General features: G+C 60.5%; 24 protein-coding genes and 1 tRNA gene. 10 read left to right on the plus strand and 15 right to left on the minus strand.

Annotated features, from left to right (window positions below):
* Nucleotides 1–6: 6 nt before the first annotated feature.
* Nucleotides 7–2,301 (minus strand): NADP-dependent malic enzyme, encoded by a 2,295-nt coding sequence (locus BLW66_RS10830; RefSeq protein WP_089947176.1) that lies wholly within the window; start codon nucleotides 2,299–2,301, stop codon nucleotides 7–9.
* A gap of 136 nt (nucleotides 2,302–2,437) precedes the next feature.
* On the opposite strand from BLW66_RS10830, the gene BLW66_RS10835 reads away from it, so the two are divergent.
* Entirely contained in the window at nucleotides 2,438–3,514 is a 1,077-nt protein-coding gene (locus BLW66_RS10835) for a cupin domain-containing protein (RefSeq protein WP_089947177.1), read from the plus strand.
* On the opposite strand, the gene BLW66_RS10840 is transcribed toward BLW66_RS10835, so the two are convergent.
* Entirely contained in the window at nucleotides 3,511–4,278 is a 768-nt protein-coding gene (locus tag BLW66_RS10840; protein WP_089947178.1) for an NAD kinase, read from the minus strand. The two genes, BLW66_RS10835 and BLW66_RS10840, sit on opposite strands and share 4 nt — an antisense overlap.
* 182 nt (nucleotides 4,279–4,460) lie before the next feature.
* Between BLW66_RS10840 and glyA the strand changes: the two genes are divergently transcribed.
* Nucleotides 4,461–5,756, plus strand: coding sequence for a serine hydroxymethyltransferase (gene glyA / locus BLW66_RS10845; protein WP_089947179.1), 1,296 nt, complete (start codon nucleotides 4,461–4,463; stop codon nucleotides 5,754–5,756).
* A 44-nt stretch (nucleotides 5,757–5,800) separates the two neighbouring features.
* Here the strand turns inward: glyA and BLW66_RS10850 are convergent, their stop codons facing one another.
* Both BLW66_RS10850 and BLW66_RS10855 read right to left on the minus strand, forming a co-directional pair.
* Nucleotides 5,801–6,700, minus strand: a complete 900-nt coding sequence (locus tag BLW66_RS10850) for an exonuclease domain-containing protein (RefSeq protein ID WP_089947180.1) — start codon at nucleotides 6,698–6,700, stop codon at nucleotides 5,801–5,803.
* A gap of 6 nt (nucleotides 6,701–6,706) precedes the next feature.
* Nucleotides 6,707–7,345, minus strand: coding sequence for a TetR/AcrR family transcriptional regulator (locus BLW66_RS10855; protein ID WP_089947181.1), 639 nt, complete (start codon nucleotides 7,343–7,345; stop codon nucleotides 6,707–6,709).
* A 109-nt stretch (nucleotides 7,346–7,454) separates the two neighbouring features.
* Between BLW66_RS10855 and BLW66_RS10860 the strand changes: the two genes are divergently transcribed.
* The 5 genes from BLW66_RS10860 to BLW66_RS10880 all read left to right on the plus strand — a co-directional run bounded on the left by BLW66_RS10860 (nucleotide 7,455) and on the right by BLW66_RS10880 (nucleotide 12,094).
* Entirely contained in the window at nucleotides 7,455–7,754 is a 300-nt protein-coding gene (locus BLW66_RS10860; RefSeq protein WP_089947182.1) for a hypothetical protein, read from the plus strand.
* 73 nt (nucleotides 7,755–7,827) lie between these two features.
* A complete protein-coding gene (locus BLW66_RS10865) occupies nucleotides 7,828–9,111 on the plus strand; it encodes a homoserine dehydrogenase (RefSeq protein WP_089947183.1) in 1,284 nt (427 codons plus the stop codon).
* Between the two features lie 83 nt (nucleotides 9,112–9,194).
* Nucleotides 9,195–10,163, plus strand: coding sequence for a class II fructose-bisphosphatase (gene glpX, locus BLW66_RS10870; protein WP_089947184.1), 969 nt, complete (start codon nucleotides 9,195–9,197; stop codon nucleotides 10,161–10,163).
* The gene (gene recJ, locus BLW66_RS10875) at nucleotides 10,163–11,917 is read left to right on the plus strand and encodes a single-stranded-DNA-specific exonuclease RecJ (protein WP_089947185.1); all 1,755 of its coding nucleotides are present in this window, start codon (nucleotides 10,163–10,165) and stop codon (nucleotides 11,915–11,917) included. Before glpX ends, recJ begins: the two co-directional genes overlap by 1 nt.
* Nucleotides 11,918–12,019: 102 nt before the next feature.
* Nucleotides 12,020–12,094: transfer RNA gene (locus BLW66_RS10880), tRNA-Glu, on the plus strand.
* A 79-nt stretch (nucleotides 12,095–12,173) separates the two neighbouring features.
* On the opposite strand, the gene BLW66_RS10885 is transcribed toward BLW66_RS10880, so the two are convergent.
* The 3 genes from BLW66_RS10885 to BLW66_RS10895 all read right to left on the minus strand — a co-directional run bounded on the left by BLW66_RS10885 (nucleotide 12,174) and on the right by BLW66_RS10895 (nucleotide 14,782).
* Nucleotides 12,174–13,298, minus strand: coding sequence for a diguanylate cyclase domain-containing protein (locus BLW66_RS10885; RefSeq protein WP_089947186.1), 1,125 nt, complete (start codon nucleotides 13,296–13,298; stop codon nucleotides 12,174–12,176).
* A complete protein-coding gene (locus BLW66_RS10890) occupies nucleotides 13,295–13,897 on the minus strand; it encodes a heme NO-binding domain-containing protein (protein ID WP_089947187.1) in 603 nt (200 codons plus the stop codon). Before BLW66_RS10890 ends, BLW66_RS10885 begins: the two co-directional genes overlap by 4 nt.
* Before the next feature lie 180 nt (nucleotides 13,898–14,077).
* The gene (locus BLW66_RS10895) at nucleotides 14,078–14,782 is read right to left on the minus strand and encodes an HAD family hydrolase (protein WP_089947188.1); all 705 of its coding nucleotides are present in this window, start codon (nucleotides 14,780–14,782) and stop codon (nucleotides 14,078–14,080) included.
* 113 nt (nucleotides 14,783–14,895) lie between these two features.
* On the opposite strand from BLW66_RS10895, the gene BLW66_RS10900 reads away from it, so the two are divergent.
* Complete coding sequence (locus BLW66_RS10900) at nucleotides 14,896–18,078, plus strand: reductive dehalogenase (protein WP_089947189.1); 3,183 nt, start codon at nucleotides 14,896–14,898, stop codon at nucleotides 18,076–18,078.
* Nucleotides 18,079–18,198: 120 nt separating this feature from the next.
* On the opposite strand, the gene BLW66_RS10905 is transcribed toward BLW66_RS10900, so the two are convergent.
* The 3 genes from BLW66_RS10905 to BLW66_RS10915 are packed head-to-tail and all read right to left on the minus strand — an operon-like array spanning nucleotide 18,199 to nucleotide 20,215.
* Nucleotides 18,199–18,987, minus strand: coding sequence for a metal ABC transporter permease (locus tag BLW66_RS10905; protein ID WP_089947190.1), 789 nt, complete (start codon nucleotides 18,985–18,987; stop codon nucleotides 18,199–18,201).
* The gene (locus BLW66_RS10910) at nucleotides 18,987–19,739 is read right to left on the minus strand and encodes an ATP-binding cassette domain-containing protein (protein WP_089947191.1); all 753 of its coding nucleotides are present in this window, start codon (nucleotides 19,737–19,739) and stop codon (nucleotides 18,987–18,989) included. Before BLW66_RS10910 ends, BLW66_RS10905 begins: the two co-directional genes overlap by 1 nt.
* Nucleotides 19,736–20,215, minus strand: a complete 480-nt coding sequence (locus tag BLW66_RS10915) for a Fur family transcriptional regulator (protein WP_089947192.1) — start codon at nucleotides 20,213–20,215, stop codon at nucleotides 19,736–19,738. The genes BLW66_RS10910 and BLW66_RS10915 overlap by 4 nt, the downstream gene beginning before the upstream one ends.
* An 84-nt stretch (nucleotides 20,216–20,299) precedes the next feature.
* On the opposite strand from BLW66_RS10915, the gene BLW66_RS10920 reads away from it, so the two are divergent.
* Nucleotides 20,300–21,331 (plus strand): zinc ABC transporter substrate-binding protein, encoded by a 1,032-nt coding sequence (locus BLW66_RS10920; protein WP_244508627.1) that lies wholly within the window; start codon nucleotides 20,300–20,302, stop codon nucleotides 21,329–21,331.
* 146 nt (nucleotides 21,332–21,477) lie between these two features.
* Nucleotides 21,478–22,314 (plus strand): 3-oxoadipate:acetyl-CoA acetyltransferase, encoded by an 837-nt coding sequence (locus BLW66_RS10925; RefSeq protein WP_089947193.1) that lies wholly within the window; start codon nucleotides 21,478–21,480, stop codon nucleotides 22,312–22,314.
* A 4-nt stretch (nucleotides 22,315–22,318) separates the two neighbouring features.
* Here BLW66_RS10925 and BLW66_RS10930 read toward each other — a convergent pair whose 3' ends face one another.
* The 5 genes from BLW66_RS10930 to BLW66_RS10950 all read right to left on the minus strand — a co-directional run bounded on the left by BLW66_RS10930 (nucleotide 22,319) and on the right by BLW66_RS10950 (nucleotide 26,554).
* The gene (locus tag BLW66_RS10930; RefSeq protein WP_089947194.1) at nucleotides 22,319–23,086 is read right to left on the minus strand and encodes an SDR family NAD(P)-dependent oxidoreductase; all 768 of its coding nucleotides are present in this window, start codon (nucleotides 23,084–23,086) and stop codon (nucleotides 22,319–22,321) included.
* Between the two features lie 123 nt (nucleotides 23,087–23,209).
* Nucleotides 23,210–23,806: a carboxymuconolactone decarboxylase family protein gene (locus BLW66_RS10935; protein WP_089947195.1), complete on the minus strand. Its 597-nt coding sequence runs from the start codon at nucleotides 23,804–23,806 to the stop codon at nucleotides 23,210–23,212.
* A complete protein-coding gene (locus BLW66_RS10940) occupies nucleotides 23,803–24,324 on the minus strand; it encodes an OsmC family protein (RefSeq protein WP_089947196.1) in 522 nt (173 codons plus the stop codon). The genes BLW66_RS10935 and BLW66_RS10940 overlap by 4 nt, the downstream gene beginning before the upstream one ends.
* A 13-nt stretch (nucleotides 24,325–24,337) precedes the next feature.
* On the minus strand, nucleotides 24,338–25,228 hold the full coding sequence (locus BLW66_RS10945; protein WP_089947197.1) for an SMP-30/gluconolactonase/LRE family protein: 891 nt from the start codon (nucleotides 25,226–25,228) through the stop codon (nucleotides 24,338–24,340).
* A gap of 15 nt (nucleotides 25,229–25,243) precedes the next feature.
* Nucleotides 25,244–26,554 (minus strand): TRAP transporter large permease, encoded by a 1,311-nt coding sequence (locus tag BLW66_RS10950; RefSeq protein ID WP_089947198.1) that lies wholly within the window; start codon nucleotides 26,552–26,554, stop codon nucleotides 25,244–25,246.
* Nucleotide 26,555 lies beyond the last annotated feature (1 nt).

Here is a 26,555-nt window from a genome sequence, read left to right on the forward strand (position 1 = left end):
ATCAAGCTACCCGTAATGCGCGACTGGCGTACCGGCAATCGCCGACACGTTCAGCAAGCCACGCGCTGTGATAGACGGCGTCACGATATGTGCCTTATTGCCCATCCCCATCAGGATCGGCCCAACCTCCAAGCCGCCGGCCTTCATTTTCAAGATGTTACGCACACCGGACGCGGCGTCCGTGTTTGCAAACACCAGCACATTCGCCGCGCCGTCGAACCGGCTGTCGGGCATGATACGGGCGCGCAGATCCTGATCCAGCGCCGCATCCGCGTGCATCTCGCCTTCGTACATGAAATCCCTTGGCGACGCGTCCAATATATCCAACGCCCCCCGCATGCGGCGGCCGGTATCGCAATCAAGATTGCCGAATTGGGAATGCGAACAAAGCGCTATTTTCGGGTCCAGCCCGAACCGGCGCACGTGTCGCGCGGCCGCGATCACTGTCTCGGCAATTTGCTCGGATGTCGGCTCCGGATGGACATGGGTGTCCGCGATGAACAGCGGCCCATCTTCCAAAATCATTAACGAAAGCGCCCCGACGGGGTGTAACTCTTGCGTGCCCAAAACCTGCGTGACGTAGTTCAGGTGCCACAGGTACTGACCGAAGGTGCCGCAAATAAGGCTATCCGCATCGCCGCGATGCACCATGACCGCGCCAATGGCGGTCGTGTTGGTGCGCATGATGGCGCGGGCCAAATCCGGCGTCACGCCGCGACGCGCCATAATGCCGTGATAGGTCTGCCAGTAGTCGCGGTACCGCGGGTCGTCGCTTGGGTCGACCAGTTCAAAATCGCGCCCGGGCTTAATGGATAGCCCTGCACGCTCCGCGCGGCGCTCGATCACTTCTGGGCGGCCAATCAGGATAGGCTTGTCAGTGGTGTCTTCCAGCATTGCGTTCGCTGCACGCAGCACGCGCTCACTTTCGCCTTCGGTAAACACAATCTTGCGCGACACGGTGCTGGCGGCCTCAAAAACAGGCCGCATGATAAGCGCCGATTTAAAGACGGACCCGTCCAGTTCCGCCTTGTAGCTTTCCAGGTCTTCCAACGGGCGCGTCGCCACGCCGCTGTCCATCGCGGCCTTCGCCACAGCGGAGGCCACGACGCCGATCAGGCGCGGATCGAACGGTTTGGGGATCAGGTAGTCAGCACCGAAGGTCAACTGCTCGCCCTGATAGGCAGCGGCTGCCTCGGCAGAGGTGGTCGCGCGCGCCAAGGCCGCGATGCCCTCAACACAGCCGATTTTCATCTCGTCATTGATCGTTGTCGCGCCGACGTCCAGCGCCCCACGGAAAATGAACGGAAAGCACAGCACGTTGTTTACTTGGTTCGGGTAATCGCTGCGCCCCGTGGCAATGATCGCATCGGGTGCAATCTTGCGCGCCTCGTCCGGCATGATCTCCGGTGTGGGGTTGGCCAATGCAAAAATGATCGGCTGGGACGCCATTTTAGCAACCATTTCCGGCTTTAGAACGCCGGGGCCAGACAGGCCAAGGAACAAATCCGCGCCATCCATAACGTCATCCAGCGTGCGCAGGTCCGAGGCTTGGGCGAATGCGGCTTTCTGCGGGGTCATCTCTTCGGTGCGGCCCTCATAAACCAGACCCGCAATATCGCAGAGCCACACGTTCTCGCGCTTCACACCAAGCTTGAGCAGCATGTTGAGACAGGCAATACCAGCGGCCCCGCCGCCCGTGGAGACGATTTTTACGTCCTCGAACTTCTTACCCGCCACCAGCAGCGCGTTTGTTGCCGCCGCACCGACCACGATGGCCGTGCCGTGTTGGTCGTCGTGAAAAACCGGAATATCCATTCGCTCGCGGCAAATATCTTCCACAATGAAACAGTCGGGGGCCTTGATGTCCTCAAGGTTAATCGCTCCGAATGTCGGCCCCAAGGCGCAAACGATTTCGGCCAGTTTTTCTGGGTCCTTCTCGTCCACCTCAATGTCGAAGCAGTCGATATTGGCGAATTTCTTGAATAAAACCGCCTTGCCTTCCATCACCGGCTTGGACGCCAGTGCGCCGATATTCCCAAGCCCCAGAACGGCCGTCCCGTTGCTGACGACGCCCACTAGGTTGCCGCGAGAGGTATAGTCCCGTGCGGTGTCTGGGTCCGCTTTGATCTCGAGGCAGGCTTCTGCGACGCCGGGTGAATAAGCCCGCGCCAAGTCGCGCCCGTTGGCAAGCGGCTTGGTCGCGCGGACCTCCAGCTTGCCCGGTTTAGGGAAGCGGTGGTAATCCAAAGCAGCCTGACGAAGGGCATTTTGGCGGTCTTCTTCGGTGCGTTCATCTGACATGATGGCCCTCCTTACTCGCAATTAGTTTAACGTTAAACTAATCTGATTTTTTCCTGCTACTTCGCGCAAAACGGTACTCAAGGCAAGCCTTGCATCTTACGTAGCGTCGGCCCACTCTGCGCAAAACGGAGGGGTCATGCCAGACATCATTGCAGAAATTCGCCTACCCACAGAGGAATTGCGCAACGACATTCCATTCTTCACAAAAACGCTCGGCATGCGGATGGATAGCATCTACCCCGCTGATGATCCAACAGTCGCCGTGTTTTCGGGATACGGCATACGACTACGCATAGAAAAAGGCGCGCCGGAACCTACGGGCACCCTTCGCATCCTCACCGACGCGCCCGACAGTTTTGCGGATGGTGCGCGCGAGTTGATAGCGCCAAACGGCACCCGAATTGAAATTGATGTGCGCCACCCGCCCCTTGTCATGCCGGAGACCCAGCACGCCTTCGTCGTGCGCCGTCTTGCCGACCAAGCCCCGTGGGTCATCGGGCGCGCGGGCATGCACTACCGCGACCTGATCCCAGACCGCCTTGGCGGGTCAATCATAGCGTCGCACATCCGCATTCCCGACGGCGGCCCCGTGCCCGACATGGTGCATTATCACACCGTCGGGTTTCAGCTGATTTTCTGCTACCGAGGGTGGGTTGATCTGGTCTACGAAGATCAAGGCGAGCCATTTCGCCTCCATGCTGGCAACTGCGTGATCCAGCCGCCGGAAATTCGCCACCGCGTGCTCTATGCCTCCGACAATATCGAGGTCATTGAAATCGGCGTCCCTGCGGAACATGTCACCACCATTGAGCACGACATGGCACTGCCAAACGGTCCCGCGAACCCGGACCGTGAATTCCAAGGGCAAAAGTTCGTCCACCACAGGGCGGAGGAAGCCACATGGCAACCCTTCCGCGTTCCAGGGTTCACCGCTCGCGACACAACGATAGCCCAGAACACGCGCAACGTCGCAGGCGTTCAGGTGGTTAAGCCAGACGGGAACGCCGGTTGGTCAAGCCACAACGCGGACATCTTGTTTACCTTTGTGATGGACGGCACGATGGTGCTGCATGGTGAGGGCAAAGAACCCTACAAACTGGAACCCGGCGATGCTTTCGTCATCCCCCCTGGCATGAAAACCAAATACGCGGAGGCGTCGGAAGATCTGGAGCTTTTGGAGGTGTCCCTCCCCGGCGTGTTCGAAACCACTTAGGCGAACTGCTCTTGGATTAGACGCTCTTCTAACCCGTGGCCCGGATCAAACAGGATGCGGTGCGTGACATCCGGCTCGGACGTGATCTCAACAGACACGACATTGCCAGCAGATCGCCCGTCGGCATCAGCCATCACGGGCCGCTTCTTGGGCTGCAACACATCGAACCGCACCTTTGCCGCCTTTGGCAGCAACGCGCCTCGCCATCGGCGGGGGCGGAATGCGGACATTGCGGTTAATGCCAAAACGCCGGAGCCGATGGGCAAGATAGGACCGTGGGCGGAATAGTTATAGGCGGTGGACCCTGCAGGCGTGGACACCAGCGCGCCGTCGCACACCAACTCCCCTAACCGCTCACGCCCATCCACAAAAATACGCAACTTCGCGGCTTGCGATCCTGCGCGAAGCAACGACACCTCGTTGATCGCAAGCGCCTCATGTACCGTCCCGTCCTCTCGGATGGCCTTCATACGCAACGGGTTGATGTCTTCTTCTTCGGCTTGGGACAGCCGGTCGCGCAAATTCGGCTCGTGGTATTCGTTCATCAAAAACCCGACGGTGCCGCAGTTCATACCGTAGACCGGCGTGTCCAGATGCTGCGTGCTGTGCAGCGTTTGCAGCATGAAACCGTCCCCCCCCAAGGCCACAATCACCGCGGCCTCCTCCAGCGGTGTGTCGCCATAGGCGTCGATCAGGGCCGCGCGGGCTTCCGTCGCCACATCCGTGTCAGAAGCCAAGAACGAGATTTTGTTTACGTCGAGCATAGGGGCCAAGTTTCCATGTATTTCCAAGACCTTCGCGTGCGCTAGCCGGAAACACAAGCACATCATAGGCAACTTTGGGGCGTGACAGAGTGTCGGGAGGCCATTTTGGTGGCTTCCGGTTCCGTCCTTTTGCCCTTAAAAGACCCCCAATTCTTGCGCTGCCCTTAGGGAAGGAAATTCCAATGAACGCAACTCACCGTGATGACGGCTTCTTTACAGAAAGCCTCGAGACCCGCGACACCGAACTTTTCGGCGCGATCACCCAAGAGCTGGGTCGCCAACGCGACGAAATCGAGCTGATTGCCTCCGAGAACATCGTGAGCCGCGCCGTCATGGAAGCCCAAGGCTCCGTGCTGACCAACAAATACGCCGAAGGCTACCCCGGCCGTCGCTACTACGGTGGCTGTCAGTACGTTGATATTGCTGAAAACCTTGCCATCGATCGCGCCAAGCAGCTGTTTGGCTGTGAGTATGTAAACGTCCAGCCCAACTCCGGCTCGCAGGCCAACCAAGGTGCGTTCCAAGCGCTGATCAAACCGGGCGACACCATCTTGGGCATGTCCCTTGATGCAGGCGGCCACCTGACCCACGGTGCCAAGCCAAACCAGTCGGGCAAATGGTTCAACGCCATCCAATACGGCGTGCGCGCCGACACGCTGGAGCTGGACTACGATCAAGTCGAGGCCCTCGCGCTGGAACACAAACCGCAGTTGATCATCGCAGGGGGCTCCGCCATTCCGCGCCAAATCAACTTCGCGAAAATGCGCGAAATCGCGGACAAAGTGGGCGCGTTCCTACTGGTCGACATGGCCCACTTTGCTGGGCTGGTCGCCGGTGGTCAGCACCCGTCCCCGTTCCCCCATGCGCATGTGGCGACGACCACCACGCACAAAACCTTGCGCGGCCCACGCGGCGGCATGATCCTGACCAACGACGAAGCGCTGGCCAAGAAAATCAACTCCGCCATTTTCCCAGGAATCCAAGGCGGGCCGCTGATGCATGTCATCGCGGGCAAGGCCGTGGCTTTCGGCGAAGCGTTGCGCCCTGAGTTCAAAGAGTACCAAAAACAGGTTGTCGCCAACGCGCAAGCCATGGCGGACCAGTTGATCAAGGGCGGCTTGGACATCGTCACCGGCGGCACCGACACGCATGTGATGCTTGTCGACTTGCGCCCGAAAAACGTGAAAGGCAACGCCACCGAGAAAGCATTGGGCCGCGCCTATATCACCTGCAACAAGAACGGCATCCCCTTCGATGACGAGAAGCCGACGATCACGTCCGGCATCCGCCTCGGCTCCCCAGCGGGCACGACGCGCGGCTTCATGGAAGCCGAGTTCCGCCAGATTGCGGACTTCATCGTGGAGGTTGTAGACGGCCTCGCAGCCAACGGCGAAGAGGGCAACGCGGCCGTCGAAGACGCGGTTAAAGCCAAAGTTCTGGATTTATGCGCCAAATTTCCGATCTATCCCGGCCTCTGATCCGAGCCTAAACCTTTCGATAAAGCCCCCTGTTTCAGGGGGCTTTATAGTTTCAGGCCCGCTATCTCCATGAGTTGCCGGAAGTCCGCTTCGCTTAGGATTTGGACATGGCCGCCAAATTCCGACGGATCAGGCACGCGCCCTGCGAACAACGGCATGGCGCCATCGCCGACAATCACATGCGTGGTTTTGCGCGTCACTTTCGGGCGCACGGACATACCCGCGCGCGCGGCGAGGTTCGCGGCCCGCTCCCGCGGCATATCCAGCTGTCCCGAAAACACAGCTACAGCACCGAAATAAGGCCCGTCAGGGTTGGCCTCTCGCTTGGGGTTGGTCGTGCTGCGCGGTTTTGATTGCGGGGTCAGCAAATCCTCAAAGGGAACATTCAGGCGCTGCTCCGCATGCAGAACAACCTGCGCGGCGGCACGTGCGTCCTCCCCCGCGTCATGGTGCAGGAACTCTAGGCGGAGCACCTTTTTCAAGTTCGCCAATCCATGCCCGCCATTACCACGTAGCTCCGGCCACGCGCGCCGCGCAATTTTAACACTATCGTCCCAACGTAAATCTGGCGTCGGCAGCTTGTTGACCCGACAAGCCGCGCCAATGGCCTTTTGGTCAAAACTGCTATGCTGGATGAGAGTATGCGCGCGAAGGAGGGGCAAGATCTGTTCAAGCGCCGCGACAAATCCGGGTGCCCCCCGAACGGTCTGCGGCCCTATCCCGTGTAGCTGGATATTGAACGGTTCAAACCGCGTCCGTGGATCGACCAGCATGGAAAACGACTGGATTTCATTATCTTGCTGCACACAAGCCAAACCGATCTGGCAAATGCTGGAGGCATTGGCGTTGGCTGTTTCCACATCCAATGCCACGAAGCGGAAGCTTCCGGTCGGAACCTCGGTTAGGTGGTTTAGGGTGGCGCGCGCCTCCGGCGAAAATGGCATCCTGCCCTACTCCGCGGCCTGCTTCGCCTCAAGTTTGCGCTGGCGTTCCTTCCAGCGCGGCATACGCACAGCCTTGCCGGCCATGTCGGAATATATGGACTCCACACGCGCCAGCGACAGCCGACCATCCGGCTTGTACCAGCTTGTCACACCGTTCAGCATGGAAATCAGCGCCAATGTGGTCAGCTTGGTATCATCGACATCGAACAGGCCTTCGTCTTGGCCGCGCTTCAATATCCCCTCAAGCGCATTCTCGTACTGGCGACGCATCTGGCCCAACGCCTCAAAGTTGTCGGGCTCCAGATTGCGCAGTTCCATGTAAGAGATGAACACTTTCTCTGGCCGCTCTAAGTGGAACCGAATGTGGAACCGTGAAAATGTCTCCAGCTGGGCCACGGGCCCCTCCGGCTTCTCCTCAGCCTCCCATGCGTCCAGAACTTCTTGCATGTGGTCGCGCAACAGATCGAACAACAGTGACTGCTTGTCGGGCGTGTACAGATACAACGCGCCCGCCTGAACGCCGACCTCCGCCGCGATTTGGCGCATGGAGACAGCAGCGAAGCCATGCGCCGCAAAAAGCTTGAGTGCCGCCGCGCGAACGCGCGGACCAGTGATGTCGGAGTGTGATCCGGTTTTACGTGCCATGAGCGCATGCTATCTGAACACACGTTCATATCAAGCCCATATGTCGTGCTGGACGCCCGCGCCCCGTTCAGCCTATTGTGCGGCCTTGTATTATACCGGACGAACATCAATGCGCTGCATCCTTTCTTTCCTCGTTTTCGCGCAGCTTTGCGCCTGCACCGCCAATCTTCCGGCTATCGACGACACCATCGGCGCGGCGGCGCGCAATGCCGATTACCCCAACCTTCAGCCGCTACCGGATTTGATCGCGCGGTCCTCCGCAGGCAGTACCATTGAGGTCGAGACGGAAGCCTTGGCCGCCCGCGTGGCCCGCTTGAAGGCCCGCGCCAACGCTTTGAAAGGGCGCACGATCATCGACGGCGCAACACGGCTGAGATTGCTGAATGCCGTCAAGGACCGCCCAGCATAAGCGCCTGCGCATTGCACCCTCACACAAATCGCGTTAACGAGCGCGCAACACCTTATTTTGATGGAGCATCCCTATGTCTGAACCCCTTCGCCTTGGCATTGCAGGTCTGGGCACCGTGGGCGTTGGCGTCATACGGATCATCCGCCAGAAAGCCGCACAACTGGAAGCCCGCACAGGCCGCAAGGTCGTGATCACGGCGGTATCCGCGCGCTCCCAAAAAGATCGCGGCGTCCCTCTGGACGGTTACGCTTGGGAAGCGGACCCCGTGAAGCTGGCGACCCGCGACGATGTCGACGTGTTTGTGGAACTCATGGGCGGCGCCGACGGCCCCGCGAAGGAGTCGACAGAGGCCGCGTTGAAAGCGGGCAAGGACGTCGTGACAGCCAACAAAGCGATGCTTGCGGAGCACGGCCAAGAGTTGGCCCTATTGGCTGAAGGCGAAGGCCGCGTTTTGCGGTTTGAAGCTGCGGTCGCAGGTGGCATCCCCGTTATCAAAGCATTAACCGAAGGGCTGGCTGGCAACGACATCACGCGCGTAATCGGCGTCATGAACGGCTCTTGCAACTACATCCTGACCCGCATGGAAAACGCCAACCTCACCTATGAGGAAGCCTTCGCGGAGGCGGACGGGTTGGGCTATCTGGAAGCCGATCCGGAGCTGGACGTGGGCGGCATCGACGCAGCGCACAAGCTGGCCTTGCTGGCCGCGATCTCGTTCGGAACACAGGTCAAGTTTGACGGCGTGCAGCTAGAGGGCATTGGCCGCGTCACCATCGAGGACATCCGCCAAGCCGCCGATATGGGCTACAAGATCAAACTCTTGGGCACCGCACAGATGACGGGGCGCGGGTTGGTGCAATCCATGTCGCCATGTCTGGTTCCCGCCACCTCGCCGCTGGGCCAGCTTGAAGGCGGCACCAACATGGTGGTGCTGGAGGGCGACCACGTCGGGCAAATCGTCCTTCGCGGCGCAGGTGCAGGCGAAGGCCCGACCGCCTCGGCGGTCATGTCGGACGTTATTGATATCGCGCGCGGGCTGCGCCTGCCGACCTTCGGTCAGCCTGCCAACACACTGAAAACCACCCCCTCGGCCAACTCCGGCACACCTGCGCCCTATTACTTGCGAATGACGCTGCACGATAAGCCAGGGGCATTGGCCAAGGTCGCAACCTGCTTGGGGGACGCTGGGGTGTCCATCCACCGCATGCGCCAATACGACCACGTCGACGACAAGGCCCCCGTCCTGATCGTCACGCACACTACGTCGCGTGACGCGCTGGACGCTGCCTTGACCAAGCTGCCAGCGACGGGCGTTCTCGCCTCGGAGCCAGTGGCGCTTCGCATCGAAGAGGTCTGATCCGGCGGCGCTCAGCTCGCGTCCTTGAACCTGCGCCGTCCGCTCGTTAAACGAGATGCAACTGCAAATTGAGGATTTTGTTCATGAGCGTTTCCACCGATCAATTCCAAGACCGTATGTTGTCACTCGGCCTTGCCCGTGTGTCCGAAGCCGCAGCGCTGGCCTCCGCCAAGCTGATCGGGCGCGGCGACGAGAAAGCCGCTGATCAGGCCGCAGTCAACGCCATGCGTGAGCAGCTCAACCTGCTCGACATCGCAGGTGTCGTGGTCATCGGCGAAGGGGAGCGCGACGAGGCACCGATGCTCTTTATCGGTGAAGAGGTTGGCACAGGAAACGGCCCCGGCGTTGATATCGCGCTTGACCCCCTCGAAGGTACCACCCTTACGGCGAAGGACATGCCGAACGCCCTGACCGTCATTGCAATGGGCCCGCGCGGCTCCATGCTGCACGCGCCGGACGTCTATATGGACAAGCTGGCCATCGGGCCCGGCTACGCCACGGACACCGTGACCATGGATATGTCGGTCAAAGAACGCGTCGGGGCTTTGGCAAAGGCAAAAGGATGCGCGGCTGAGGACATCACCGTCTGTGTGCTGGAACGCCCGCGTCATGAGCAAATGATCGAAGACATCCGCGCAACCGGCGCTGCGATCCGCCTGATCACCGACGGCGACGTCGCGGGCGTCATGCATTGCGCCGAGGCCGCCACAACAGGCATCGACATGTATATGGGCGAAGGCGGCGCGCCGGAGGGCGTGTTGGCCGCTGCGGCGTTGAAATGCATGGGCGGGCAGATGTACGGCCGTCTGTTGTTCCGCAACGATGACGAGCGCGGCCGTGCCGCGAAGGCGGGCATCACTGATCTGGCTAAAATCTATACCCGCGACGACATGGTGACCAAGGACGTCATTTTCGCGGCCACCGGTGTCACCGACGGCTCCATCCTGCATGGCATCCGCCGCGAGGTCGGGTATCTGACCGCCGAGACCATCCTTATGCGCTCCAAAACCGGCTCGGTCCGGCGCATGACCTACCGAAATCCGGTCAGCTAATGAGCACGGCCTTCCTTGGCGTAGAGCAATCTTTGACGGGCCGCCGTTGGGTCGGCCTGTCAATTGAGCAGACCCGCCAAGCGGAAGCGATGGCCCAGCAAACAGAGTTGCCACGCCCGTTGTGCGCAACGCTCGCACGTCTCGGTGTTCCGGTTGACGCCGCTGAAAGCTACCTGACCCCTGCCCTGCGTGACCTGTTGCCCGATCCATCTGTTCTGAAGGATATGGACGCAGCCGCCGACCGTTTGGCCGATGCCGTGCGCAAGCGTCAGAAGATCGCGATTTTCGCCGATTACGACGTCGACGGTGGCTCTTCTGCTGCCCTGCTGATTTGCTGGCTGCGCGACATGGGACTTGCCGCAACCCTCTACATTCCCGACCGTATCGACGAAGGGTACGGCCCCAACGCACCTGCCATGTCCGGCCTCGCCGCGGATCACGATCTGATCATTTGCGTCGATTGCGGCACGCTATCCCACGATGCGTTGGCCGCGGCGGTGGGCGCAGATGTCGTCGTGCTGGACCACCACTTGGGCGGCGAGACGCTGCCCCCCGCCGTTGCCGTCGTGAACCCGAACCGCCAGGACGAAGACGGCTCTCTGGCCCATCTTTGTGCGGCAGGCGTCGTCTTCCTTTTGCTTGTCGCGACCAACCGCGTGATGCGTGCGGAGCGCCCCGTGCCGGACCTGATGTCGATGCTCGACTTGGTTGCGCTCGCGACTGTCGCCGATGTCGCGCCACTGGTGGGCGTGAACCGCGCGTTAGTGCGGCAAGGCCTCAAGGTTATGGCCACACGCCAGCGCGTTGGCTTGCGTGTCCTGTCGGACGTCGCCCGCATGGACACGGCCCCCACGTCCTACCACCTTGGCTTTTTGCTCGGGCCACGCATCAACGCGGGCGGGCGGATTGGCGCGCCGGATTTGGGGGCGCGCCTGCTCTCAACAGATCAAGAGCACGAGGCCCAAGCCATGGCCGAACGCTTGGATGCGCTCAACAGTGAACGGCGCGAGATTGAGAACGCCGTTCGGATCGCGGCACTCGCACAGGCCGAGGAGCGCGGGCTGGATGCACCCTTGGTCTGGGCGGCAGGCGAAGGCTGGCACCCCGGCGTGGTCGGCATCGTGGCCGCCCGCCTGAAAGAGGCAAGCAACCGCCCCGCTGTGGTGATTGGCTTGGAAGGCGACGAAGGCAAAGGTTCCGCGCGCTCCGTCACGGGCATAGACCTTGGCGCGCAGATACAACGCCTCGCGGCTGAGGGCTTTCTGATCAAGGGCGGCGGGCACAAAATGGCCGCTGGGCTGAGCGTGAAGCGCGAGATGCTGGAGCCCGCGATGGCGCGCCTGACGGAGATGATGGAAAAGCAAGGCGCGGGCCTCTTAGGCCCCTCAGACTTGCGGCTGGACGGGATCATGATGCCCGAGGCAGCCTCCGTCGATTTAATTGAGCTGATTGAACAAGCAGGCCCGTTTGGCGCGGGGGCCGCTGGTCCGCGATTCGTCTTTCCCGATCAGCGAATCCTTTTCACCAAACCTGTCGGTGACGGACACCTCAAAATCAGCTTCGGCGACGGAAAACCGTCTAAAATGGATGCGATCGCCTTCGGGGCGTTCAACTCTGACATGGGCCCTGCGCTCGAAGCACACGCGGGGCGGCGCTTTCACCTCGCAGGACGCGTTGAGATCAACACTTGGCAAGGTCGGCGCTCGGCACAACTACGTCTGGAAGACGCATCGTTGGTGCAATCACCCGCCTAAATACCAAGGTTTTGGTGCTCTCGAAATTTTTGTGCACTTTGGTGTCATTTTCCTCTTGCCAGCGCCCCGCACCTTGCCTAAACAGCGCCTCACGATCCCGGTGCTCCCTTCGTCTATCGGTTAGGACGTCAGGTTTTCAACCTGAAAAGAGGGGTTCGATTCCCCTAGGGAGTACCAGATCGTTTTCTCCGAATTACATGCGAACCAAGACGCGGCACCGACTCAGGCGGCGTTTCATGACGTTAAGTCTTGGCGTTTACTCCTCGACAATCTGCGCGTCCGCTGGGTCAAATACGGTGTGACAGGCACGCCCCTTGCCCTTGGATGAGTATAACGCGCGGTCTGCATCTTGCAGCATGCGGTCCGCCATCGGTTTCGCGTAAAAGCTGGAGAGCGTCGTCCCGATACTGGCAGATATACGGCACACATCGTCACCGTAAGGCACCGGCTGCTCTAGCCGCGAGATAATCCGCCATGCGATTCCCTCAAGCACCGCCAGATCAACGCAGCCCCTGAAAACCAGCACAAATTCGTCCCCTCCGACCCGTGCCACCAGATCACCGGCGCGTGTCTCGTCCTGCAAAACGCCGGAGACATGTTTCAGCACGTAGTCCCCCGCCCCATGCCCGAAGGTATCGTTGACCTGCTTGAAGTAATCCAGATCCAGATGCATTAGCCCGAACGGTTGATCGGACTTTTCAAGCTCGTGCAGAAGTGCGTCCATGCTTCGGCGGTTTTGCAGGCCCGTCAACGTGTCGGTAAAGGCCTGCACCTCCGCCGCAACCCGCGCGCCCTCTAACCGCGCGTTAAGGCGTTTGGATTCCTCCAGCGCAACGGATTTGGCCTCTATCAGATACAGCATGTCGACCGTTGGGTCGGCTGGCGCAAAATCCGCGCCACTCAGGCGATAGCGCTGCACTGCGTCCACGACATTGACGCCAAGCGACAAGTTGATCAACGCCCCGCGTGATGGCTGCAAGCTGCGCGCGGCTGATCGCTCCGATGTGGGGCGCAGAACAAGGTCGCTGTCCGACGCCCCACGCCGATCGGGTTGCAGCGGCGGCTGCGCACTAAGGGGCACAAACAAGCCCTTCATGCCCAGCCGATCCCCCTTCCTAAATCGCGTCCTGATCAGACAGCTTTCATGTTCCAGCAGATCGCTAAAATGGTTGACGTGTAGGGGGCGCTTGATCTCAAACACCTCTAGAAGCCGTTGGCCAACCAAATCATCGTTGGGCCGCAACTTCGCCAAAGTCGGCCCCACGGATGCAATATGGCCAGTGGGAGAGATATGCAGATGCATGGGCATCAACGCGCCAAGCACATCCTGATCAAAGGGCACATAGCTTGCGGGCGCATCAATCGCTCCCGCGCTGTTCATGACGCACCGGTTTCGGCGATAAGCCCAAAGTCGCGGCCAGAGCTAAAATCCGCCTCGAACAGCTCCACAGTGACCCACTCCGCCGCCTTTCCATCGCGTGTGGCGCGCGCAAGGTTGAGAACCACCAGCGCACCGTAGTCATCCCCCATCGCCCTGAGAATGCCCAGCAGCACTGCGCCAAACCCCGGTTGTCGCGTGTAAAGCACGACGCTGAACGACGTGTGCGAATGAACATCAACTTCCAACTGCGGCAAATCCAGATCGGGTAAGGCAAGTTTCACGCGGTCATGCAGGTCGTCCAGCGACAACACGAACTCTTCAAAGGTCGTCCCGCCGAAGCGCAAAAGCCTGCGCACCGGCTCCATCCGGTCGTGGGTCACAAGATAGGCCCCGACGTCTTCAGACACCTGCGCTACCGTGCGCCCAAGATGCGTGGACAGTGCGGCCAGCACGCTCTCCAGCTGGTCGTCCGGATACATAAGCATAGCCTCGTATTCGCGCAGCTGAAGCCCCGCGTCGTCGACCACCTTTAACCACAGCTCCTCACCGTAGATGTCCTGTGCAAAGCATTGAAGCGCGCGATGAACCAAGCCGTACATGTGATGCCTCTCGTCAATTCTGAGGCCACATCTGGCGCAAAACTATTAAGGAAAAGCCAAAAACCTCCGGAAAAACCCTAAAAACCTTCACGCTTGCCGGTGCGGCACCAGTCGGCATTCAGCGGACAACCTTCCGTCAAGCGCCCGAGACCTGTGCCTAAGGCTGCCTTCACCGCAAGCTTAACCGGTATGCCCATCAAGCCAGTCAGGCAGGTCCGCCACGCTGTTCAGCACAACATCGGCATGTGGGGTTAATTCCTCGCGGGTTGCAGGCCCTGTCAGAACACCGACGCAGACCATCCCAGCGGCGCGCCCCGCGTGCAAGTCATGCGTGCTGTCGCCGATCATGGCGACCTGTGCAGGCTCCAGCCCGCAGTGACGAGAGAACGCCCAGAGCATTTCTGGCGCGGGCTTGCCCCCATAGCCGGAATCGAACCCCAGAACGCGGGCGAACCGTCCTTCCAGCCCCAGCGCCCGCACGTGAGCGATGGCGGAGCTTTCCGCGTCATTGGTGGCAACGCCAACGGCCAGCCCCCGCGTGTCGAACTCATCGAATAGCGCAGACAGCGGGCACGGGGCGACGAGGGGCGCCCGCGCGGCGGCGGCGTTGCCGTGCTCGAGCAGCGCCGCACGCTCCCAATGCGGCAAGAACGGGAGCAACAAGTCAATCGCCACGTCCGAGGTGCCTGCAATCACGGGACTGCTTGGGTGAAACATTCCCGCCGCCACGTCGTAGCCGATAGCGTCGCCCATACGCGTCACCAGCGCAGCGTCACCCGCCGCCAACTCCCCCAGAAATCCGGCGGCCCACTGCCCCCATGTCGCGTTAAAATCCAGAAGTGTCCCGTCCTTATCGAACAGCAAGCCTTTGATCTGCCCCGTCATATCGCGCCCGTTCCTCTCTTGACCCGCTTCCTTCGCTCCGTGACAGTGCCGATGAACAGCGGCGAGAACAAGCGTTACACGCCGCGTGCCAACGGAACGATGAAACTGCACCCATGACAAAACTCTTCTCCTACAAAGATCGCCCGGTACATCTGGGCCCCTACCCGCTGGAAAAGCTGGATCGGGCCAACAGTGTTCAGCTGGATGGGGTACCCGGCATGGAGCAGGTGAGTTTCCGACGCCCAGATGACACGCTAAGCATCGTTAACGCGATGCAAGACTACCAAGCCATGCTTGACGCCACCCGCGACGGGTTGGTCAAAAAGGAAATCGCTGAAATCCCATCGGACCTGACCGAACGCGCCAATCATCTAAAGGCCTTTGGGTACTTCTGTGATGCGTCCATGGTCGGCACATGCGCCATCCCGCCTGAGGCATGGTTGGATACCCCGCTGGCAAATCCGGACGTCGACCGGCTGGCCGAAAAGCTGCGCACGTTGCAGCCGAAAACCTTGGCCGCTGGTATCGACGTGATCATGGCGGGGCTGCGCGAAAGCATGCGTGCCTCCCCGCAAGCCTGCGATCATCACACCAATGCGCTTGTGTTTCTTTATGACATGCCCCGCGACCCCGAAACGGGGGAGGATGGCACGGACTGGTTCAAAGACGCCCAAGACCAACGCGCTTGTCTACGCGGAATGGAAAGCGCGGTAACGCTCGCCTCCTACATCCGAACGCTGGGCTACGATGCGCGGGCGCATTCCATGGCGGCGACTGACGTGCATCTTGGAAAGCTCGCCGTCGCCGCAGGGCTGAACCGCGCGGATGGGTCCAACCCGTTCCTAGGCACACGGTACGGGCTGGCGGTAGTGACCACGACCCTCGCCATGGCCCCCGACGCGCCATTGGCCAGCGCCGCCAAACCCGGGCGCGAATGGCGCTTGGGGCTGGGAAGCCAAGCCAAAACCGCCCGCACGCATGACCCGTTTGCAAAACGCCGCTTTGCCGATGGCCCGCACCCCTTCGAGACGCTGAAGCGCGTGGACAGCCCGACCACCTATATTGACGCGCCGAATGTCGCGCGTGTCCCAAAACGGGCAAACCTGTTCGTGCGCGGCCTGTTCGGCGATATGGGGAAAACTGTGCAGGACGCCACGAAAAACGGTAACTTCGTACGCAAATCCGCCTCCGCCTTCGCCTTTCGCACCTCGCTTGGTGCGCTGGTCTTACTACAAGACGGCGATGCCGCCCCCGTGCACGACAGCACGCGGGACGCCGACCGCAATGCCGCGAACATCAAGGCCCTGCTCTATTGGCTCGGGGTGGATGCCGCAGGCCTTAGCGTCTGCCCCGATTGGACCTATTACAGCCACGACGCGGCTGGGCAGCCGATCACGCCCTATCATACCAATGCCATTTCCATGGTTATCGACCAAGGCCACGAAACCATGGAGGGCGCGTCCGGCGACGACTGGATTGCCTGCGCCCAATCCATGCGCGCCTACCTGCGCTTCTCGTTACTGGGCGGCGTTTTGGCGCAGCACTTGCGCAACCTTGGCTACACCGCCCGCGTGCACTCTTCCATGGACGACGAGGTGCTGCACCCGCCACTGTTGCTACTGTCCGGCTTGGGAGAGGTATCTCGCATCGGCGAAGTCATCCTGAACCCGTTCCTTGGCCCCCGCCTGAAATCCGGCGTTGTCACCACGAACATGCCGATGACGCATGACAAGCCCATCGACTTCGGCCTGCAAAAGTTCTGCGATGCCTGCAACAAATGCGCCCGCGAGTGCCCGTCGGGCGCGATCACCGCAGGGCCGAAGCTGATGTTCAACGGCTATGAAATCTGGAAGTCAGATAGCCAGAAATGTACGACCTACCGTGTCAGCCAGAAGAACGGCGCAATGTGCGGGCGCTGCATGAAAACCTGCCCGTGGAATCTGGAAGGTCTGTTCTCCGAGGCCCCATTTCGCAAACTGGCCATGACAGTCCCGCAGGCCGCCAAAGCCTTGGCCAAGCTCGACGACATGGCCGGTCAGGGTCAAATTAACGCCGTGAAAAAGTGGTGGTGGGATCTGGAGATGGTTGACGATGGCGCCTACCGCCCGTCGCCCCATCCGGTGAACGCGCGCGGTCTGCAAACCGATTTGGAACTGCGCTACGAGGATCAGACACTCGCCGTCTATCCCGCGCCGCTAGCACCGCCGCCCTATGCCTACCCCTACCCCATGGACCGCGAAGCCGGCATCGCCGCGTATGAGGCCATGATCCCAGCGGCAGAGCACAAAGCGCGCCGTGCGGCAGGACAACCAACAGAGCACATCTACACCGCCGACCAAACAGAGAGCCCTGTTCTGGGCGTGATCATCTCGAAAGTAGAAAAGCTGAGCGGTGGCGTGACGAAGTACGAGTTTTCCATGCCCGACGGCTCCGACATGCCACCAGTGGAGGCTGGCGCCCACATTGACGTTGTCGTCGCCCCCGAATTCTTGCGGCAATACTCGCTGTCCGGCGACCCTGCGGACCGAAGCAAATATCAGATCGCGGTTCTGCGCGAAGATGGCGGGCGTGGCGGCTCCAAACTGATGCACCGCGTCTTTGAAGAAGGCCGCCGTGTCCACATCTCCAAACCGATCAACCACTTCCCCCTGATCGAAGACGCCTCTTTTAGTTACTTGATGGGCGGCGGAATCGGCGTCACACCAATGATCGCCATGGCGCATCGCTTGCATGCCTTGGGCCGCGACTTCGCGGTCCATTACTCGTGCTCTACACGCGAAGGCGCAGGTTTCATCGGCGATCTGTCCGCGATGCCGTGGTCCGACAAAGTCCATTATCACTTCTCTGACGAAGGCTCGCGCTGCGACCTAACGGCAACGCTGAAACCCCGCACCAACGCACATGTCTACACCTGCGGCCCAGAGGCCTATATGAACGCCGTTATGGACACCGCAGAGGTTAACGGCTTCCCAGAAGACACGCGCCACTTGGAGTTCTTCTCGGTCCCAGAGCAGCCGGACTATGTGAACCACGACTTCACCCTCCGGCTGGCGCAATCGGGCAAAGATATTGCCGTCAGCAAGGACGAGGCCCCGACCGACGCCCTGCTGCGCGCGGGTATCCATGTGGATGTGAAATGCGCCGACGGGCTGTGCGGCGTGTGTAAGTGCGGTCTGATATCCGGCGACGTGGAGCACCGCGACTTCGTGCTCTCGAACGCCGACCGCGCCAAATCCATCATCCTGTGCCAATCCCGCGCAGCCGCTAAAGACGGAGTCGTGGAGATCGACCTTTAGTTTGACGCGGTTGATGGCAGCGCATAATTCGGCCTGCGCCGAAGTGTGATTGGCGCAGGTGTCTAGATTGAAAGCCCTCCGAAACCCGCAAGTCACCCGCGGTCCGCAACCCTCTTGAGGTTAGCCACGCACCAGACTGACGACACTGCTTAGCGCGAACATCACGGCGGCCACGCAGACCATCGTGGGGCCAGCGGGCGTGTCGAACGTATACGCAAGGTGCAAGCCCCCCAAAGCCGACAGCGCACCGATCACCGCCGCGATTGCGGCCATGCGTTCTGGGGTTTGCGATAGTGGCCGCGCCGCTGCGGCTGGGATGACCAGCAAGGCCGCAATAAGCAGGACACCGACGACTTTGATGGCAACGGCCACAACCACCGCAAGGGCGATGGTCAACACCAGCTGTTCGCGCTTCGGGTCGATCCCGTTGGCATAGGCCAAGTCTGGGCTCACCGTCGCCGTCAGCAGCTTTTGCCACCGCCAACCAACAAGGGCTATAACCAGCAGCGCACCGCCCCAAATGACCGCCAAATCCGTCCGCCCCACCGCAAGGATGTCACCAAACAGATAGGCCATCAGGTCGATGCGCACACCTTCCAAGAACGACACGGCGACCAAGCCGAAGGCAATGGCCGAATGCGCCATGACCCCCAGCAGAGTGTCCATTGCATAGCCGCGCCCCGACAGGGTCGACACGGTCGTCGCCATGATGAGCGCCACGACCAAGACGCCTGTGAACACCGACATGTTGAAGCTCAACGCCAATGCGACGCCCAAGATTGACGCATGCGCTGTCGCATCACCGAAATACGCCATCCGGCGCCACACCACAAAGCACCCGAGCGGCGCAGCGGCCAAGGCGACGCCAAGCCCTGCAAGGGCCGCGCGGGCAAGAAAACTGTCTAGCATTATTCTGCTGCCTCATGGCTGTGATCGTGATTGCATCCGTCGCCATGTGCATGGTCGTGATCGTGACGGTAAAGCGCCAGTGCGCCCCTCGTGCCGGAGCCGAACAAGGCGCGGTATTCGGGCGCGGAGGCCACAACGTCTGGCTTACCCTCGCAGCACACATGCCCGTTCAGGCAGATCACACGGTCAGACGCGCTCATCACCACGTGGAGTTCATGGCTGATCATCAGCACCGCGCAATCCAGCTCGTCGCGCACCTTCTCGATGTGGCGGTAGAACGCGGCGGAGCCTGGCTGGTCCAGCCCTTGCGTTGCCTCATCCAACAGCAGCAGCTGCGGTTTGTGCAGCAACGCCCGTGCAAGCAAGACGCGCTGAAACTGCCCACCCGACAGGGTCGACATCTGCCGCGACGCCAAGTCCGGCACACCGGCCTGTATCAGAGCCTCGGTCGCCACCTTATCCGTGATCTTGCGCGGCATACTCAGAAACCTGCGCACGGTCATCGGCAAGGTGGGGTCAATGTGCAGTTTTTGCGGCACGTAGCCGATACGCAACCCCTCCGCGCGCTCGATACGACCGGACGCAGGGGTCAGTGCGCCGATCAGCGCACGCAACAGGGACGATTTGCCAGACCCGTTGGGACCGACAATCGTGACGATCTCCCCCGCGACGATGTTTATATTCACATCGTCCAGAACGTGCTGCGCGCCGTGGCGCAGGTTCACGTTTTTGAAGTCGACCAGTACCGTCATTCAGGCTTTCCTTGGCAGTTCGGGCAGACGCCCTCCGCCTCTAAAACCGTGCGTTCGATAGTGAATCCGGTTTCCTCTGCCGCCTGCCCGAGCCGCCCCCCTGCCGCGACCGTTGCGGTTTCTGCAACCGCGTCGCAACTGCGGCAAATCAGAAATGCCGGTGAGTGGTTGTCGCCGGGATGGGCGCAGGCGATGAACGCGTTCAGACGCTCAATCTTATGGGCGAAGCCGTGCTTCACCAAGAAATCCAACGCGCGGTAGGCGACGGGCGGTTGGGAGCCCAATCCTTCCTCACGCAGGGTATCCAGAATCTCATACGCACCAACCGCGCGGTGACGCTCCAGCAGGAGTTCCAGCACACGCTTGCGAACCGGTGTGAATTGAAGCCCCGCCTCTTTGCAGCTCTGGATGACAGCAGCCACCCCGCCAGAAATGCAGGTCGAATGATCGTGATGCTTAAATCCGAGCGAATCCATGGCGGCTCCTAAATCTTGGGGTTGATGTGTTATAGGGTAACGTGTAGCAAAGCGCGACACGTTATACAATAACACAGGTGCCCCATGATCCGTCCAACACTCGCCACGCTTTTCGCGACTATTCCTACGCTGTCGATGGCAGACGTCCCACGCGTCGTCACCGACATTGCCCCCGTGCATTCCTTAGTGGCGCAGGTCATGGGCGACTTGGGCAAACCTGAGTTGCTGCTGCCGGCAAATGTATCCCCACACAGCTTCGCCTTGCGCCCGTCTCAAGCCGCAGCGCTAGAGCAAGCGGACGCGGTTTTCTGGATGGGCGAAGCATTGACGCCCCCTCTGGAACCGATGCTGAAGAAGCTCGCGTCGACGGCTGCGAACGTGGCGTTTCTGGACTTGGCACAGACCCAGACACATGAGTTCCGCGACCATGATGCAGCGATTGAAGACGCGCACGATGAGCACGAAGAAGAGCATAAACACGACGCCGAGCACGACCACGGCGAGCATGAGCACGAGGAAGAGCACAAACATGACGCCGAGCACGACCACGGTGAGCATGAGGCGGAGCATGACCACGGTGGGCATGAAGGCCATGCGCATGATCACGAAGGAACCGACCCGCACGCTTGGTTGAACCCCGACAACGCGCTCGCGTGGCTGCCGGTTATCGTGGCCGAGCTATCCGCGTTGGATCCAGAAAATGCCGCGACCTACACGGCCAACGCAGAGGCCGCACAGGCAGAACTTGAAGCCACGATCAACGACATCACCGAAATCCTGACGCCCGTAAAAGGTAAGGCTTTCGTCGTCTTCCACGACGCCTACCGCTACTTTGAGGACAGGTTCGACGTGGGGTCCAAAGCGTCGATCTCCATTAGCGACGCCTCCGCTCCTGGCCCGGCGCGTGTGGAACGCATCCAAACTTTGGTCCGCGACCTGAAGGTGTCCTGCGCCTTCTCTGAGCCGCAGTTCTCCGCTGGGCTGGTGGACACCGTATTGGAAGGCACCGACGCCAACGCGGCTATCCTCGACCCGATGGGGGTGAACCAGACTGCAGGCCCAGACCTCTACAACAACGTTCTACGGGACATGGCACAGGCCATAGCTCACTGCTAACGGCAGGACACCATCAGTGGCGGCTCGACCCTGTCCGCCGCCACTGCAAGCCCCGTTCGGGCTGTTTTGCAAGACCGCATGGCATCTGAATACGGCATGGCTTAACATCTCGTTGTGCACGCCAACGCGATATGAGGAACAGGCCGATGTCGACCCCATGCATAATATGCGCCGCCATCACGGGATCCGTTCCCACACAGGCAGATAACCCTGCTGTACCCGTGACCGTTTCCGAGCAAATTGAAAGCACCCACGCCAGTTTTGAAGCAGGCGCGTCGATCGCGCACTGCCACGTTCGCGATGAGGCTGGCAAGCCCACCTCCGACCCGGAGCGATTTGCCCGCCTGAAAGAGGGCATTGAGAAACATTGCCCCGGAATGATCGTACAGCTCTCCACCGGCGGGCGCTCCGGTGCGGGGGTGGAGCGTGGCGGCATGCTGCCCCTTGCGCCGGACATGGCCTCGCTGTCAGTGGGGTCAAACAACTTCCCCAAGCGGGTCTATGAAAACAGCCCCGATCTGGTGGACTGGCTTGCCGCAGAGATGATCAAATACGACATCAAGCCAGAGATAGAGGCCTTCGACCTGAGCCACATCGTACAAGCCACCCGCATGGCGCAAGACGGGCGACTGAAAGGTCCGCTCTATGTGCAGTTTGTCATGGGGGTGAAGAACGCGATGCCCGCGGACAAGCGCATCTTTGACTTTTATATAGAGACGTTGAACCGGCTCGCCCCTGACGCGCAATGGTGTGCTGCGGGCGTTGGGCCTGCACAGATACAGGTCAACGAATGGTCAATCTTGCAGGGTGGGCACACGCGCACGGGGTTGGAGGATAACATCCGTCTGGACCGGAACACGTTGGCCCCGTCAAACGCGGCGTTGGTGCAACGTGCGGTTGACCTGTGCGAAAAATACGAGCGCCCCGTCGCCACATGGCAACAGGCGCGCGCGATTTTGGGCCTTAGATCAACCGCCGCGTAGGCCGCTAGCGTGCGGCCATACGAATTGCCCCATCAAGGCGGATCACTTCGCCGTTCATCATGGTATTTTCGCAAATCGTGCAAACCATCGACGCGAACTCCGCAGGATCACCTAGGCGTTGGGGGAACGGCGTTTTGTCGGCGAGCGAGTCCTGCACCTCTTGTGGCAACCCCTTCATCATGGGGGTGCCAAACAGGCCGGGCGCAATTGCCATGACCCGCACGCCGGAGCGGCTAAGATCCCGCGCCATTGGCAAGGTCATCCCCACAATGCCAGCTTTCGAGGCCGCATAGGCGATCTGGCCCATTTGCCCGTCAAACGCCGCGATGGAGGCGGTGTTGATGATAACCCCGCGCTCGCCGTCATCGTTCAACGCTTCGGCCTCCGACATGCCAGCCGCAGAGAGAGATGACGCCAAAAAGACGCCGTAGAGGTTGATATCCAGCGTTGTGCGGAACAATTGCGCGTCGTGCGGCTCCCCCTTGGAGACTGTCTTGGCCCCTGGCGCGATCCCCGCGCAGCTAACCAAAACGCGTTCTTGCCCGTGGGCTGCGCGCGCGGCACCAAAGGCCGCCGCCATGCTGTCAGCATCTGTCACATCGGCGTTGCAAAACAAACCGCCGATATCAGCGGCAACGGCTTCGCCAGCCTCGGCATTGCGGTCAAAAATGGCGACCTTCAACCCCTTGTCCGCCAGCGCACGCGCGGTGGCTTCACCAAGCCCAGAACCGCCGCCAGTCACAACCGCGGCCATACCTTTGTCTAAAATCATAGTGCTCTCCTCTTATGGAGGCAGCATACCTGCTTCGGGTGCGGGAAAGCTAGCCGAAGCAGGTGCGCCTCGTGGCCATTTTTCTGCGGTCCTGCGGGAGGGCTCAGGACCGCACGGCCAGAGCTAGCCGTGTTGGCCCACGTCCCACCCCTTGGTGCCGATGGTTTTCTCTGCCGCCGCGCGGGGGCCTTCCTCCAACGTCGTTGCAAGGGTGTCATTCCAACGGTTCATGAAGCCCATCACCGACACGCAGGCCAGCAGCTCCACAATCTCGTCATCGGTAAAATGCTCGCGCATCTCAGCCATCATGTCGTCGGTTACAAGATTGGGCACGGCAGCAGCCGACATGGCAAACCTTAGCGCCGCACGTTCGGCCTCGGAAAACAGATCGTTGGTTTCGAACTCCCATATCTGGGTCATCTTTTGCTCGTCTTCACTAAGCTCCGCCACGATCTTCGCAGTATGGGCCTGACAGTAGAGGCACCCAGCCGCGAAGCTTGCCATGTGCTGCACCATCCGCCGCAGAATGACAGGCGTTGTCATTTCGGGGCCGAAGATGACGGCGTCAGACAGCTTAACGTAAGCCTCCCCTACACTGGGGCGCCGCGCCATGACTTTGATGGAGTTCGGCACGAAACCAAGTACCTCCTCGCGCGCTTGCAAGAAGGCCTTCGTCGCGTCCGAATACGCGTTCGGGTCAGCTGGGGGAATGCGGGTCATTTTATGTCCTTTTGTGCTGAGGCGGCGGTTGGACGCGTGCGCCACGTAACGTTCATCTCTACATCGGCGCTTTCGAACAGATTCATAACAGGGCAACGCTGCTCCACGTTTCGGCGCAGTAGCTCAAGACGCTTGCTGTCCTCGTCGGTGGTCAACTCAATCACCAATGTGACGGAGGAAAAATAGGGCCGCACGCCTTTAACCCCGCGCGCGCCGCGCATGTCTGCCGTGCCCTCGCAGTCGATTGTAAGCTCGTCGTAGGCAAAACCAATGGCTTGCGCGACAAGCTTCAAGACAACACTTTTGCACCCCACAAGGGAGCCGAGTAAAGATTCCAGCGGTGTCGGGCCAAGGTCGGTGCCGCCTTTAATTTCCGGCTCGTCGATGATCCAGCGGTGCGACCTGCTGCTGACCGATACCAACGTGCCGTCTTTGCTGCGCGACGATACTTTAGGCCGCACGAAGGTCGCGGTTTTGGTGTTCTCTATGCTTGGGGCGATCTCGTATTCAGTGTCCATGAGGGGTGTCCTTCTAGATCATCGCAAGGCCCGTAAGCCCTGTCTCGATGCGGTAAACGGATGTGGAGGCGGTGATGTACAACGTGCTGAGAGCGTCCCCGCCGAAGCAAAAGTTGGTCGACTTCTGCGGCGTCAGGATCACACCGAGGCAGTCCGCCTCGGCGTTAAACAGATGCACACCACTCGGGCCGTTGCACAGGATGTGACCGTCGGTGGTTGTCTTCATACCGTCTGGCACACCGTCGCCGTCGCCAGTTACGTCCGCCCACACGCGGTCGTTCGTTGTGCTGCCGTCGTCGGCCACGTCCATCACACGGATGTGCCCACCCCAACTGTCGTTCACAAACAACTGCGTCTCATCCGCTGACAGGCAAAGCCCGTTGGGCTGCTGGAAATCATCACAGACCAGATGAAGGGTGCCATCGGGATCAAGGCGGAACACACCTTGAAACGCCATATCCTGATCGCGCAGGACACCCAGATCGGCGCGGATGCGACCGAAGCTGGGGTCAGTAAACCACAGGCGACCCTTGCTATCACAAATGACATCGTTCGGGCTGTTCAACGCCCTACCCTGATACTCCGTCGCGATGGGCATCACGCGTTTTCCACCGTGATCATGGCGGACCAAATGGGACGTTGCGTGTTCGCAGCTGATCACCTGCCCGTCGCGGTCAAAGCAGTTGCCGTTCGCCTGATTGGAAGGTGTGCGAAACACGCTCAGCCCCTGTTGCTCACTCCACTTGTACTGGTGGCTTTCCTGTATGTCGGAAAAGATCAGCCAGTGTTCCGTCGGGTGCCAGATCGGCCCCTCAGTGAAACCCAGACCGCTGGCGATTTCTTCGAGCTTGGAAGTTTCGGGGACAGCGGCGGTGAAGCCACCAGATCGGATGTCGAAAGGCATAGGTGCCTCCTTTTGTTAGCCTGCACCAAGTACGAGGTTGGGCAGGAACAACGTGATGGATGGGAAAATGATCAGCAAAGCGACCGTGAGGACGTCGATCATGACGAAGGGCCAGATGGCGCGGAAAATTCCGTTGATCGGTATGTCCGGCCTGATCCCTGCAACGACGTAGACGTTCAGCCCAACCGGCGGCGTGATAAAACCGATTTCGACCATTTTGATCACAAGGATGCCAAACAGGATCGGGTCAATGCCCAGCTCGACGATGGCGGGGAAGATGACCGGCAGGGTCAGCAACATCATACCCGATGCGCTGAGGAACATGCCTAGGAACGCGTAGCCTGCCAAGACGGCGCACAAAATCGCGGTTGTCGGGTACGGCAGGGCAACCAGCCACTCCGCGATTTCTGTGGGTAACCGCGTGAAGGCCAAGAAGCGGGAGAATATGAAGACACCCCAGAAGGTGGAGAAGATCATGACCGTCAGCTTGGCCGTCTCAATCAGCGACGTTTGCAGCCCCTCCAGTGACATTTTCCGGCGCAAGATCGCGTAGGTGAACACAATGGCAGCACCTGTGGCACCTGCTTCTGTCGGGGTTGTCCAGCCCGTGGACATACCGCCCAAGATCATCAGCATCACAAGGATGATAGGAAGCACACCACCGATGGACTTGCCCCGCTCCGCCCAACCGATGCCCTTGATCGGGCGGCCAAGTTCAGGGTTCGCGGAGAAACGCAACATGATGAAGCCCGCGTATAAAACCGCGGAGAATATGCCGGGGATAAAGCCCGCCAGCAGCAAGCGGCCGATACTTTCATCCACAATGGCGCCGTAGATCACCAATGCGGCGGACGGCGGGATCAAGGATGCGAGTGTACCCGACGCGGCAACCGCCGCCGCAGAGATCGACGGGTTATATTTCAGCTTCAACAGCTCCGGTATGGCAACGCGCGCAAACACCGCCGCCGTCGCCTGACTGGCGCCGGAGACCGCGCCGAAGCCACCAGCAGCCAAGACGGTCGCGACAGCCAACCCACCCGGCATCCAGCCGATCCAAGCCCGCGCCGCGCGGTACGCCCCACCCACCATACCTGATGAATGGGCAAAGAAGCCGATCAGGATAAACATCGGCAGCACGCTAAACAGGTAGTTCGATCCGGCGCTGTGCGGAATGATCCCCGCGATGTTGACCGCGACGACCCAACCTTTGAGGGCGACAATGCCCAGAAATCCGGTAATCGCCGTTGCGAATACGATGTGAACGCCACTCATCACCATGACGACAAGGCCGATGAAACCGAGGGCTCCGATTGTAGTAGGGTCCATG

Origin of the sequence: Litoreibacter albidus (assembly GCF_900107015.1) — a bacterium.
In the GTDB taxonomy this organism is placed as follows: Bacteria; Pseudomonadota; Alphaproteobacteria; order Rhodobacterales; family Rhodobacteraceae; genus Litoreibacter; species Litoreibacter albidus.

Coding starts and splice junctions, on each gene's coding strand:
- BLW66_RS10830 (WP_089947176.1), bottom strand. CDS start 2,301: ATGTCAGATGAACGCACCGAAGAAGACCGCCAAAATGCCCTTCGTCAG.
- BLW66_RS10835 (WP_089947177.1), top strand. CDS start 2,438: ATGCCAGACATCATTGCAGAAATTCGCCTACCCACAGAGGAATTGCGC.
- BLW66_RS10840 (WP_089947178.1), bottom strand. CDS start 4,278: ATGCTCGACGTAAACAAAATCTCGTTCTTGGCTTCTGACACGGATGTG.
- glyA (WP_089947179.1), top strand. CDS start 4,461: ATGAACGCAACTCACCGTGATGACGGCTTCTTTACAGAAAGCCTCGAG.
- BLW66_RS10850 (WP_089947180.1), bottom strand. CDS start 6,700: ATGCCATTTTCGCCGGAGGCGCGCGCCACCCTAAACCACCTAACCGAG.
- BLW66_RS10855 (WP_089947181.1), bottom strand. CDS start 7,345: ATGGCACGTAAAACCGGATCACACTCCGACATCACTGGTCCGCGCGTT.
- BLW66_RS10860 (WP_089947182.1), top strand. CDS start 7,455: ATGCGCTGCATCCTTTCTTTCCTCGTTTTCGCGCAGCTTTGCGCCTGC.
- BLW66_RS10865 (WP_089947183.1), top strand. CDS start 7,828: ATGTCTGAACCCCTTCGCCTTGGCATTGCAGGTCTGGGCACCGTGGGC.
- glpX (WP_089947184.1), top strand. CDS start 9,195: ATGAGCGTTTCCACCGATCAATTCCAAGACCGTATGTTGTCACTCGGC.
- recJ (WP_089947185.1), top strand. CDS start 10,163: ATGAGCACGGCCTTCCTTGGCGTAGAGCAATCTTTGACGGGCCGCCGT.
- BLW66_RS10885 (WP_089947186.1), bottom strand. CDS start 13,298: ATGAACAGCGCGGGAGCGATTGATGCGCCCGCAAGCTATGTGCCCTTT.
- BLW66_RS10890 (WP_089947187.1), bottom strand. CDS start 13,897: ATGTACGGCTTGGTTCATCGCGCGCTTCAATGCTTTGCACAGGACATC.
- BLW66_RS10895 (WP_089947188.1), bottom strand. CDS start 14,782: ATGACGGGGCAGATCAAAGGCTTGCTGTTCGATAAGGACGGGACACTT.
- BLW66_RS10900 (WP_089947189.1), top strand. CDS start 14,896: ATGACAAAACTCTTCTCCTACAAAGATCGCCCGGTACATCTGGGCCCC.
- BLW66_RS10905 (WP_089947190.1), bottom strand. CDS start 18,987: ATGCTAGACAGTTTTCTTGCCCGCGCGGCCCTTGCAGGGCTTGGCGTC.
- BLW66_RS10910 (WP_089947191.1), bottom strand. CDS start 19,739: ATGACGGTACTGGTCGACTTCAAAAACGTGAACCTGCGCCACGGCGCG.
- BLW66_RS10915 (WP_089947192.1), bottom strand. CDS start 20,215: ATGGATTCGCTCGGATTTAAGCATCACGATCATTCGACCTGCATTTCT.
- BLW66_RS10920 (WP_244508627.1), top strand. CDS start 20,300: ATGATCCGTCCAACACTCGCCACGCTTTTCGCGACTATTCCTACGCTG.
- BLW66_RS10925 (WP_089947193.1), top strand. CDS start 21,478: ATGTCGACCCCATGCATAATATGCGCCGCCATCACGGGATCCGTTCCC.
- BLW66_RS10930 (WP_089947194.1), bottom strand. CDS start 23,086: ATGATTTTAGACAAAGGTATGGCCGCGGTTGTGACTGGCGGCGGTTCT.
- BLW66_RS10935 (WP_089947195.1), bottom strand. CDS start 23,806: ATGACCCGCATTCCCCCAGCTGACCCGAACGCGTATTCGGACGCGACG.
- BLW66_RS10940 (WP_089947196.1), bottom strand. CDS start 24,324: ATGGACACTGAATACGAGATCGCCCCAAGCATAGAGAACACCAAAACC.
- BLW66_RS10945 (WP_089947197.1), bottom strand. CDS start 25,228: ATGCCTTTCGACATCCGATCTGGTGGCTTCACCGCCGCTGTCCCCGAA.
- BLW66_RS10950 (WP_089947198.1), bottom strand. CDS start 26,554: ATGGACCCTACTACAATCGGAGCCCTCGGTTTCATCGGCCTTGTCGTC.